At 37.5% G+C, this 11,563-nt stretch carries 11 protein-coding genes, 1 pseudogene and 1 riboswitch; of the genes and pseudogenes, 9 read left to right on the top strand and 3 right to left on the bottom strand.

Annotated features, from left to right (window positions below; all coding sequences use genetic code 11):
- Positions 1-36 precede the first annotated feature (36 nt).
- The gene (locus LBYS11_RS13060) at positions 37-405 is read right to left on the bottom strand and encodes a hypothetical protein (RefSeq protein WP_103118314.1); all 369 of its coding nucleotides are present in this window, start codon (positions 403-405) and stop codon (positions 37-39) included.
- A 195-nt stretch (positions 406-600) separates the two neighbouring features.
- On the opposite strand from LBYS11_RS13060, the gene LBYS11_RS13055 reads away from it, so the two are divergent.
- The 5 genes from LBYS11_RS13055 (at position 601) to LBYS11_RS13035 (ending at position 4,855) form a co-directional block, all read left to right on the top strand.
- Complete coding sequence (locus tag LBYS11_RS13055) at positions 601-1,104, top strand: RNA polymerase sigma factor (RefSeq protein ID WP_066037741.1); 504 nt, start codon at positions 601-603, stop codon at positions 1,102-1,104.
- Positions 1,094-2,098 (top strand): anti sigma factor C-terminal domain-containing protein, encoded by a 1,005-nt coding sequence (locus LBYS11_RS13050; RefSeq protein ID WP_233732013.1) that lies wholly within the window; start codon positions 1,094-1,096, stop codon positions 2,096-2,098. The genes LBYS11_RS13055 and LBYS11_RS13050 overlap by 11 nt, the downstream gene beginning before the upstream one ends.
- A gap of 172 nt (positions 2,099-2,270) precedes the next feature.
- Positions 2,271-3,026 (top strand): SDR family NAD(P)-dependent oxidoreductase, encoded by a 756-nt coding sequence (locus tag LBYS11_RS13045; protein ID WP_048392472.1) that lies wholly within the window; start codon positions 2,271-2,273, stop codon positions 3,024-3,026.
- A 25-nt stretch (positions 3,027-3,051) separates the two neighbouring features.
- Entirely contained in the window at positions 3,052-3,480 is a 429-nt protein-coding gene (locus tag LBYS11_RS13040; protein ID WP_004230567.1) for a MarR family winged helix-turn-helix transcriptional regulator, read from the top strand.
- 601 nt (positions 3,481-4,081) lie between these two features.
- Positions 4,082-4,855, top strand: a complete 774-nt coding sequence (locus LBYS11_RS13035) for an IclR family transcriptional regulator (RefSeq protein WP_036077236.1) — start codon at positions 4,082-4,084, stop codon at positions 4,853-4,855.
- A gap of 27 nt (positions 4,856-4,882) precedes the next feature.
- On the opposite strand, the gene LBYS11_RS13030 is transcribed toward LBYS11_RS13035, so the two are convergent.
- Positions 4,883-6,082: an aminotransferase class V-fold PLP-dependent enzyme gene (locus LBYS11_RS13030; RefSeq protein WP_103118313.1), complete on the bottom strand. Its 1,200-nt coding sequence runs from the start codon at positions 6,080-6,082 to the stop codon at positions 4,883-4,885.
- A 14-nt stretch (positions 6,083-6,096) separates the two neighbouring features.
- Positions 6,097-7,185 carry a M24 family metallopeptidase gene (locus LBYS11_RS13025; protein WP_103118312.1) on the bottom strand — a complete coding sequence of 363 codons (1,089 nt, stop codon included), beginning with the start codon at positions 7,183-7,185 and terminating at the stop codon, positions 6,097-6,099.
- A gap of 292 nt (positions 7,186-7,477) precedes the next feature.
- Between LBYS11_RS13025 and LBYS11_RS13020 the strand changes: the two genes are divergently transcribed.
- The 4 genes and pseudogenes from LBYS11_RS13020 (at position 7,478) to LBYS11_RS13005 (ending at position 11,347) form a co-directional block, all read left to right on the top strand.
- Complete coding sequence (locus LBYS11_RS13020) at positions 7,478-8,413, top strand: LCP family glycopolymer transferase (protein ID WP_054550408.1); 936 nt, start codon at positions 7,478-7,480, stop codon at positions 8,411-8,413.
- Positions 8,414-8,764: 351 nt separating this feature from the next.
- On the top strand, positions 8,765-8,875 hold the full coding sequence (locus tag LBYS11_RS13015) for a hypothetical protein (protein WP_004230560.1): 111 nt from the start codon (positions 8,765-8,767) through the stop codon (positions 8,873-8,875).
- Between the two features lie 149 nt (positions 8,876-9,024).
- Positions 9,025-9,584, top strand: a pseudogene (gene lepB / locus LBYS11_RS13010) (signal peptidase I).
- Between the two features lie 399 nt (positions 9,585-9,983).
- A riboswitch (purine riboswitch) is annotated at positions 9,984-10,083 on the top strand.
- Between the two features lie 73 nt (positions 10,084-10,156).
- Positions 10,157-11,347: an MFS transporter gene (locus tag LBYS11_RS13005; RefSeq protein ID WP_009370354.1), complete on the top strand. Its 1,191-nt coding sequence runs from the start codon at positions 10,157-10,159 to the stop codon at positions 11,345-11,347.
- Positions 11,348-11,563: the final 216 nt, after the last annotated feature.

Raw genomic sequence — 11,563 nt, 5'->3', positions numbered from 1 at the left:
AAGCCCCACTTCAACTGTGAAGCGGGGCTTTTCTATTTATCTTACATATTTGAAGACATTGATAAAGAATAACAGGACAGACAGCGCTACAGCAATTCCACCACCAGACACGAAAAGCTCAAATAACCAGCGTGGTACATCCCAATACACCATCATCATGCCAACAAAAAGGAAGGGTAAACCGAGATTGTAAAGCCAGAACTGTGCTTTGGCGAGACCTGTCTCCGCAGCATTTTTATAAGTCGAATAAATTAAACCAATGAATCCAGTAGTCAGCCAACCTACCACACCAATATGAGCATGTGTCGCTTTCCATTGAAGTTGAACCGTATAATGCATAAACAGGCCAAAAGCAAAAGCAATTAATAAATAAAAGACTGAAACCTTTATCCATTTAGCACCCATTATCCACAACTCCTTTCTTGAAAGTGATTTTAGCTAGCTGCTACAGTATATTCTTGTCAAATTAAAAAGATGCTTGTATGTATTTGAAAATAAATGTTGTTGGTTTTCATTAAACTAAAATATTTAATGAGAACTTTTTGTAATATGTAAACTTTTCATGGAGTTCTGCGTTGTATAGGCAGAAGGGAGGTGGACATGGTAAAGCAATCAATGAATGCGTTTCTACAGCAAGCAGGAACGCTGCTATATCGTTATTTGAGAAAACGAGGATTAGCCCATGAGGATGCAGAAGATATCGTCCAAGATACATGTTATAAATTTTTATTACATAAAAATGGAATTCAGTCAGACAAAGTAATGAGTTGGTTATATCGTGTAGCAACCAATCAATTTTATGATCTCAAGAGAAAAGAAACACGTCATCCAACAACAGAATTAGAGGAAGTTCAATTGACTTCATTCATTCATATTCCTGAGATCCAGATGCTAAAGAAAGAAAAATTAAAGGACATACAGAACACACTGGAAACGCTATCCATTTTGCATCAGGAATTATTAATCCTGAAATATGAGCTGGGATTATCGTATAAGGAAATTTCAGCCTTGATGAATAAGAATGAAAACACACTAAAAACGCATGTCAGACGTGCTAGGGAAGAATTTACTGAACGATTTAAGGAGGATATTCATGATGAATAATGAAGAAAATGAATTTTTGTTTGATGATAGACAAACGAAAAAAATAATGAGAAAGGCAAGGTTTTGGTCAACAGTCAAAATGATTGGGATTACATTAATCGTTACCCCCGTTGTGCTAATAGCATTATGGTATGGGCTGAGGGCTTTATCGTTAAATAGTGCGCAAAAAGTAATGGATGATATTCATTTATTTAACGAAATAAGTGGGTCCAATGTCCAAATTAGTAATCAGGTTTATGACGATCATTTGCTGGGAGGGAAAATAACAACAACAACCTATAAGGTGCTTGGAGATCAGCATCGGCCATATATTTGGCAGCCTATCAAAAGCGATTATAATTTATTTGGAACGCTTACACGGACGGCCATTTCTAGCCCCATCCAAATAGAAGGTTCAGAATCACTGGCCGAAACATATCAATTCGAACGGTTTAATGACTACACAGGTGACCGAGAAATGTTTTTTTATCATCCAAGGATTTCCTACGACCATTATCAAGATAATATTAGTGAACTGCATCAATTGGAGAAAAATACTTTAGTAGAAATAGCTATTTCTTTTGATGATGCCTATGATTTTGGTGAAATTAAAAGCAAGCTACCTTCTGAAGTACAAGTAGATTGGTGGTGGGTGGATGCCTATACAGATGATACACTAGATTTTTTTAAGCAAGGACAGAATACTATTTCAGCCAATGATCCATACATTTATGGCTTTCAATCAGAGCAATCCAAACCAAAACCCCGACGCTCTTCAAACGACGAAGTTGAGACCTTTATTCGAAACATTGAGCTTCTGCGTAAAAGCAAGAACTTTGAGTGGGAAACAAACCAGGTTTATCAAGCTTTAGTAGGGGGAAATGGCACCTTGGAGAAAAGTGATGTGAAAATAAGTGGGGCTGTAGTAACTGGTACTCCAGAGCAATTGCAGTCTTTACAAGGACAAACCTACATTAAAGGGTCTATATTTGGGGTAATATCAAATCAGAAATAGAGCGCTGGAAAAGAGAATCAGCACAATCATGTAAAAAGATCAATTTTAGAAAAGCTTATTTTGGATGAACCCTTCTCCAGAATAGGCTCTTTTATCGGAAGCAATTTAGTTTAAAATTAAATAGTTTAGTGTTAAACTATTAACAGATAAACAAGAAGGAGATGTTGTTGCAATGGGTAAACTACAAAACAAAGTGGTCATCATTACTGGTGGTGCAGGTGGTATTGGTAGTGGAATGGCAAAAGCTATGGTAAAGGAAGGGGCGATTGTTACAATTGTTGACTTAAATGCAGAAGCAGGCGAGGCAATGGCAAAAGAATTACAAGCAATGTCTCCGAAGTCTATGTTTTTACAGGCTAATCTAATGGAACGCGACCAATTACCAAAAATTATTGATACAGTCGTAGAAAAATACGGTAAACTAGATGTGCTAGTTAATAACGCTCATGCTGCTAAACAAGTTACAATAGAAGAAACTACACAAGCAGATCTTGATTTGTCATTTGGAACAGGTTTTTATCCAACCTTCTATTTAATGCAAGCAGCCCTACCGCATTTAAAAGAAACTAAGGGTAATATTATTAACTTTGCATCTGGAGCAGGCATTCAAGGTCATGAAACACAGGCTGCTTATGCCGCTGCCAAGGAAGCCATTCGTGGTATTTCCCGTGTTGCCGCAAATGAATGGGGACGTTTTGGTATTAATGTCAATATCATTAGTCCGCTTGCTGATTCACCAGGTGTACAAGCATGGGCAAAAGCACAGCCAGAGTATTATGAAGCGGTGAGAAGTAAAATCCCGTTAGGCCGTTTTGGTGATATTGAGCAAGATATTGGTCGAGTAGCTGTTTTCTTAGCTTCTGACGATTCTCAATACATTACAGGTCAAACGATTATGGTGGATGGAGGCTCACTAATGCTTCATTAATTCTCAGCGTTTGAGGAGGATTTTTTTGAAACAGACAAATATTTTTAAACTGATTCATATGATTGAACAGGTGAACAATGCGAATATTATACGTTTTACAAAAGCGTTCCCATATCCTTTAGGAATTTCACCAATTTTAGTTTTAAATGAGCTACATGTCAAAGGCCCACAAAAACAAGCCGAATTAGCTGAGACAATCGGCTATACAAAAGGTGCTATGACGAGCATTGCTGAAAAGCTGGTCAAGCTTGGATTAGCAGAAAGACTATATGATCCATCGGACCGCCGCACCATTCGCTTACAAATTACAGATGAGGGTCAAAGTGCTTTAGCAAAGGCTCAATCTATCGGAAAAGAGGTCTTTGTACAGCTTTTTGAAGTATTAGATGATGAGGAAATTGCCCAATACTTGCGGATTCAAGAAAAATTAGTACAGGGTATCCAGCAGAAATAACCATGTAAAAAAATCAACCTACCTTTTAAGAGGTGGGTTGATTTTTCTTTGTTTAGGCGGATAACTGGCGGATAAAACTCAAAATGTGACGGATAAAAAGAGGAATCTAGCGGATAGCCTTCTTTTTTGCGTGATAGAATGGCTCTAAGTGGATAGAATGTCCAAACTGGCGGATAAAACTCAAAATGTGACGGATAAAAAGAGGAATCTAGTGGATAGCCTTCTTTTTTTGGGTGATAGAATGGCTCTAAGTGGATAGAATGTCCAAACTGGCGGATAAAACTCAAAATGTGACGGATAAAAAGAGGAATCTAGCGGATAGCCTTCTTTTTCTGCATGATAGAATGGCTCTAAGTGGATAGAATGTCCAAACTGGCGGATAAAACTCAAAATGTGACGGATAGAAAGAGGATTCTGGCGGATAGCCTTCTTTTTTTGCGTGATAGCCATGCTCAGCACAATCCGAATGTCCATATGAACTGCTTGAAATGAAATAGTTCATTTAAAATCTAATTGTAAAATAGTTGAATTTATTGAAAATTGTCCGTCTTCATTTTATAATCAAAATACGGTTCTATTATAGAGACATTTGAGGTGTGAAATGACATTAAAAACATTAGATAACTCATTGGAGGTACTGAAATATTTTAATAAGGAAAATCCTACATGGGGTGTTCGTGAGCTAGCAAAAGAGATGGATATTAGTCACTCCATTATTTATCGGATTTTAGCAACCTTCGAAAAACAAGGCTTTCTTATTCAAAATCCTGAGACAAAAAAATATGAATTAGGGCTTCGCTTTCTAGAATATGGCCAGATGGTTAAAGATAAATTAAATCTTTCTGACTTTGTTTTACCAATTATGATCAACCTTGCAGATACCATCAAAGAATCCGTATTTTTAACATGGCTGGATGGAACAGATGGTGTCACAGTAGAAATAGCTGAGAGCTCTCAAACCATTAAGTTTTCAGTGTCGATTGGCACGCGGACACCACTACATATCGGGGCATCTTGTAAAGTCATCATGGCTTATCTACCTGAAGAGAGAAAAAAGGAGATCATGGAGCATGGGATGAAAAGATTAACTCCTGAAACCATTACTGACCCTGATGAAATGTTAGCCGATTTAGAAAAAATACAACAGCAAGGCTGGTGCTTTTCAACAGGAGAGTACTCTCATTCAGTATTTGGGCTAGGTGTACCTCTTTTTAATAGTAAAAAAGAAGTCATTGCCTCTTTAACAATTGCTGGCCCTATTTATCGTAAGCCAACAGAGGAGAAGTTACCTGATATGGTGAATGTTCTTCAATATGGAGCGATGAATATTCAACGGTATTTCGATCAATACAGCTTTAAATTATATCATGAATAAGCATGAAAAAGAGGCTCAAGATAGACATTAACTATCTTGAGCCTTTGCTTGGATTTTTTTCATGATGGATACGGCCTTGTCAATTTCTTCAAACGTATTAAAATAGTGTGGTGAAAAACGGGCCATTTTAGAGATTTGATTGCGTTCCATAATGGTATTTGCCATAAATGTGCCAGCTTCAATGATGACCCCATGCTCTGCTAAAGCATTGGTTAGCTCATCTGGTGACAGCCCTTCAATGTTAAACGGCGTAATCGATAATCGATGAGCACTATTTTGAGGACCATATAAGACAATGCCTGGAATGGTTGCAAGCTGTTCAATTAAATAGTTTGTTAGCTGCTTTACACGATCATATATGTGGTGGATACCGATATTGTTCGCATAATCAATAGCTGCCCCTAAGCCGAAAATACTTGGAATGATCGGACAACCTGGCTCAAAACGTTTAGCTGTTTCTACAAAAGAATAGGCATTGTTTTGATAATCCCACTGGGTGCTGCCCCAGCCAATCATAATAGGTGTCAATGTTGGAATGAGTGCTTCTCGTACGTATAAAATACCTGATCCTTCAGGGCCGCGTAGCCATTTTCGTCCACATGCAACTAGAAAGTCACAGCCAAGCTCTGCAACATTCATTGGTGTTAAACCAAGTGTTTGATTGGCATTCATCAATGTTAGTACATGGTGTTGCTGGGCGAGCTGACATATTTCTTTGGCGGGCTGGAGTGCCCCAGCAGCGTTAGACATATGGGCAAAGGTAATCAATTTTGTTTGTGGTGTGATGAGTTGCTCAAGTGCATATAAATCTACCATATATTCATCATTGGTTTCTAACACCTTCAGCTGAACCCCTTGCTGCTGAAGGGCAAGCCAAGGCACATAGTTACTCAACATTTCTGTGTCGAGCACTATGACCTCATCTCCCTGTTTCCATTGCAAGCCACCTGCGACATAATTAATCGCCACTGAACCGTTTGGCACAAAGGCAATCTCCTCTTTTGTTGCGCCGATGAACAATGCTGCTTTTTCTCGAATACGCTCTACTTGCGCATACGTTTCTTGACGAAAAGAGGGCAAGTAGGGACCAATACTTGCTTGTTTTTGGAGATAGCTAGTCATTTCATCCACTACTGGCTGTGGCATGGCAGATGCAGCAGCTGTGTTTAGATAAATATAGTGTTCAAGTAGCGGCATATCCTGTTGTATTTTCCTCATATCGATCATTGTACACACCAACCTTATAAAATGATTAATTCTTTCGAATAGGTCATTAAATTTTCGTAACCATTTTCTGTGACGATTAAATTATCCTCGATACGAACACCACCAACATCCTGCACATAGATACCTGGCTCCACGGTAAAGGCCATGCCTGGCTTTAACACTAGCTGATTACGCTGCATCATATAAGGCTCTTCATGTGCACTTAAACCAATGCCATGGCCAAGTCGGTGTGTGAAAGAATTGCCATAGCCGGCATCGCGAATAATGTCTCTTGCCAGATCATCAATGGCATGAGCTGTCATACCTGGTTTTATGGCTGCTATGGCTGTTTCATTTGCTTGCTTCACAATGCTATAAATTGTTTTGAGCGTTGGAGAAACTTCTCCTAAAGCAACTGTTCTAGTCATATCCGCCACATAGCCCTTATAAATCGCGCCAAAATCTATGACGATTAATTCACCTGTCTCTATTTTCTTTGTGCTCGCTCTACCATGAGGAAGTGCACCTCGATAACCAGAAGCAACAATGGTTCCAAAAGGTGTTCCCTCTGATCCACGTCGTCTCATTTCATATTCTAATTGGGCTGCGACTTCCATCTCTGAAATACCAGCTTGAATAATCGGTAATGTGGCTGCAAGACTTTCTTCGACAATCTGTACAGCCTGACGCATGAGGGCTATTTCGTGTTCATCTTTTTCCATACGTATATCACGAATGGTTTCACCGATATTACATAAAGTGTCATATGTAAGGTTTTCGATAGCTTTCTGTTCCTTCACGCGCATGGTGTCAAACTCAATGGCAAGTGTCTGCGCTGTTCCTAGTTCTTTTTTTAGTTGCTGGATGGCCTGTGACGGTCCTTCCTCATCCGAATAGGATAGGATTGTCCCTCCATTACCCAAGTCAACTTTTGTTAATTCTACTTGTGGAACGAGAAAGTATAATTGATGATGAGCAGTAATAGCGACTACTGTTAGGCGTTCACTTTGCTTTAACTGAAGACCTGTAAAATAATACATGTTTGACCCTGGCACTAGCACTGCTACATCAATTGACTGTTGCTGCATACGGGAAACGAGCTGCTCTCTTCTTTTTTGAAACATTGAGTGATTCCTCCTAAAAACGTTTCTATTATAGAGACGTTGTATCTGAAAAATAGTATATATCAACAATAATGAATTTTCAATAAATTAAGATAGCACCATTTTGATAGAGGGCAATGAATGTAAAAGGAAGATAATTGACAAATGAGGGAATAGTATGTTGTAAATTTAGTAAATACTAGTGTACGTCTTTTTTTCGTTCATTATGCATATAAGTAGACTAGATAAACTTTTTTCCAACTTAATACGTCAAAAAGAGGGGCAAAATTGTTAAGCAAGAAAGGACTTATGTATGGAAAAAAACATGAAACGCTCAAAAGAGAAAAAGAGCAAGAAAAAATTATGGCTGTGGATTGTTGGTAGCCTATTAGCAATTTTTTTAATTTTTATAGGTACTGCCTACTTTACCATCCAAAAAACTATGAATAAAATAAATACACCACTTATTCAAACAACAGATGCAGCACAACCAGAAGAAAAAACAGTGATTAAAAAAGATCCCTTTTCGGTTCTAATGCTTGGGGTCGATGAACGTAAAGATGATAGTGGACGTTCCGATACCATGATTGTAATCACTGTAAATCCTGAAAAGCAGACGATGAAAATGCTTAGTATACCCCGTGATACTCGAACAGAAATCGTTGGTCATGATACGGTAGATAAGATTAATCATGCCTATGCCTTTGGAGGCGTCCCTATGGCTGTGGATACGGTCGAAAATTTTTTAGATATACCCATTGATTATTATGTATTTATTAATATGGAGGGCTTTTTACAAATTATTGATACGCTGGGTGGCGTAACAATCGATAATGATATGGATTTAACCTTTGACGAATACCATTATCCAAAGGGAGAAATCACATTAGATGGTAATGAGGCCCTTATTTTTTCTCGTATTCGTTATGAAGATCCTCGAGGTGATTTTGGACGCCAAATTCGACAACGTCAAATCATTGAAGCGGTGATGAAAAAAGCCTCCACACCATCAACATTATTAAAAGCAACTGATATGTTGAATGTACTAGGCGACAATGTTCGCATGAACTTTTCGGTGAAGGACCTTATTCAGCTGCAAAGTATTTATAAAAAAATGGATAAGGATATTGAGCAGTTATCGTTCGAACAGGGAGACGGTGAAAGGATTAACCGCATTTGGTACTATATTCCGAATGAGGCAGAGCTTCAAAAAATACAAACAGATTTAAAAAACCATTTACAAAAGTAAGTAAGCAAGTTGCTTACAAATGTCGCATACTAGTTGTAAACTTTTTGGCCACGAAGGGAGGGAGATGAATGAATGGGAGGACCCAGGTGCTGAGGTATACAGCGCTGAATCATTGCATGCAAAGCTATGTACCTAAACGTAAAGTGCGAAAAAATCCAGTCCAATCAGCAATAAGAGGCCTACAAGTATTATGTTTAAAATTATTTATGTAAGGGATAAAAAATCATTCAGGTAGGGTGCATGCCTAGTTGAATGATTTTTTTGCTGTTATTCATCATTTTTCGATATTTCTTGAAATATCAGAAAATTAAGTGTATACTGACATTAGAAATGGTTAAAGGAGTGATTGTGATGATTGTAGGCACAATTTTATTAGCATTTGCATTACCAGTGGGTATCGTATTAGCAGTAGATTTATTAAACGAGCAGCATCACTCTGCTACACAAACTAACCATTCATAACGTTGAAACAGTAAAATATCAATTTCTAGACAATGTTACTTTGTAGCCTTGTCTATTTTTCTATGAATAGGAAACAATTTGTGTGATTCATTCGTCAATAATAGTGAGAAAATGTTATACTATTAAAAAAACAGTATCGGGGAATGAGCATGCAAGCGGAAAAAACATCCAATCTTAAAAAGAAATATTATCCTACATCAAAATTATTGTCATTACAGCTGTTGTTGTTTTTGGCTGTAAGCAATTCTTATTTGCGCCGATTAAAGTACAGGGAGCATCTATGTATCCAACTTATCACGATAAGGATATTATTATTGTAAGCAAAACAAGTAAAATTGAGCGTTTTGATCAAATTGTTTTCCAATCTCCTGTCGAAGATGAGTTATATATTAAACGTGTCATCGGTCTTCCAGGGGATAAAGTGGAAATGAAAGATGATGTATTGTACGTCAATGGCAAAGCATATAAAGAAGATTATGTGAACCGTCAAACGGATGATCCTAATCAATTACGCATTACGGAAAACTTTACATTGGAACAATTAGTGAATGAAAAAGAAGTGCCAGAGGGCATGTATTTTGTGCTTGGTGACAATCGCCTAAAAAGTAGTGACAGTCGCCATTATGGTTTAATTTCAGAGGATGCTGTATATGGTGAATCGAAATTAATACTATATCCATTTAGTCATTTTCATATTGGCTCAAAATGATGAAAAAAGAGGTCACTCCATTGAGTAGCCTCTTTTTTATTGTTGGGGTAAATCGGTACAGCTTTTATAAGTGGGATAATAGACACAAATCCTTGAATTTTCAACGGTTTCCTTGATGGGCGATGGCTTACTTTTCATGGGAGATTGCATTGCTGGTTCTTCATTTGTGAACGCTTCTTCTACTAATTCTACGCCATAAAATAGTATTAAAAAATAGCAGACAAATCCTACTATACGCAAACAATCACCTCGTAAAATAGTTATTGTATGTTTATATATATGGTCAAATTCGTCGAAATATAAGCAGAAAATCGAAATTTTCTCTTGCCAAAAAGATTTTTAGAGGCAATGAATTCTATGAAAAAAGCTATTGTCAATGAAATTTTGATGTGCTACTATAGCTAAAGTAAATATTTGATCTGTATAACCTCAATAATATGGATTGAGGGTCTCTACCAGGAACCATAAAATCCTGACTACAAAACTTTGCTTCATTTTTGTAGTCAGGATTTTTTTAGTTTGTTTTAAAACAATCTCCTACAAAAATGAACGGTATCGAAGGGGAGATTACGATGAATTGGAGAGTTTATATTCTTGCTGTGACTACCTTTGCAGTAGGGTTAGTTGAATTAATTGTTGGTGGAATCCTGCCAAATATTGCAGAGGATTTAGATGTGTCTTTAGCGACAGCAGGACAATTAATTACTATTTTTGCACTTGTTTATGCGATTTCTGCGCCTGTCCTACTATCCTTGACAGCCAAGGTGGAACGGAAGCGCTTATTCCTTATTTCTTTATTTATTTTTACGTTAGGAAATCTAATGACCTTCTTTAGTACAACGTTTATCATTGTGCTAATCGCACGTATTTTCACAGCTATGAGTACAGCGTTAGTGATTGTTTTATCATTAACGATTACAACTAAAATCGTAGAGCCTCGCCATCGTGCTAAAGCACTGGGGCTTGTTTTTATGGGTGTAAGTTCTGCGCTGGTGATCGGTGTGCCAATGGGTATTTTTATTACAGAAGCGTTTGGCTGGCGAGCTGTATTTTTAGGTATTAGTATCCTATCAACGATTTCAATGATATTAATTGCTTTATTACTTGAAAAAATGCCAATTGGAGAAGTAGTGCCACTCAAGGCGCAAATTAAATCGCTGGCGAATTTAAAAATCCTGACAGCACAGTTAACTACCCTATTTATGCTAGCGGGCCATTACATGCTCTACGCCTATTTAACACCATTTTTAGTAGAGGCATTTGATATGAATGCTTCATGGATTAGTATTTGTTACTTAATCTTTGGTATTGCCTCTGTTAGTGGAAATGCTGTAGGTGGATGGGTGAGTGATAAAATTGGCACAAGTAAAGCCATTATTTTAATTGTCTCAGCTTTTGCCATTGTCTTATTTAGTATTCCTTATACAATTATTGCCCTTCCACTGTTTTTAGTATTTACGGTTTTATGGGGTGCGTTGAGCTGGGCACTGACACCGCCATTACAAAATTACTTAATTCAGGCGGATCCTCAATCATCGGATATTCAGCAAAGCTTAAATACAGCTGCCCTGCAAATTGGTATTTCTATCGGATCAGCAGTTGGTGGCGCAATGTTTGCTTGGACAGGGTCCGTTATGCACCTAGCTAGCTTTGGTACGATTCTAGTTCTTTGTGCATTAGGCTGCGCGATCTTTTCTATTAAAAGGGCACCTCTTGGACAGGAGCAGCACGTAGATTATCAGTCAGCACATCATCATTCATAATCGAACGATAGCCCTGAAAGGTATTGGGAAAGCCATCCCAATACCTTTTTAATTGGTTTGCATGAATCTATTTTCGTACACTTCCCAAAATTAAATTCTCTATGGTTTCTTAGCATACTCTAATTACCTATGGAATAGATTGTTGTAGTTAATGAATTTACAGATTTGAGGAGTTTGAGATTTTAAGAGCGAATATTATTTTTAAGAAAAATAGTA

It is taken from the genome of Lysinibacillus sp. YS11, assembly GCF_002896375.1.
Classification (GTDB): domain Bacteria; phylum Bacillota; class Bacilli; order Bacillales_A; family Planococcaceae; genus Lysinibacillus; species Lysinibacillus capsici.
This window is presented reverse-complemented; position numbering and strand designations above follow the sequence as displayed.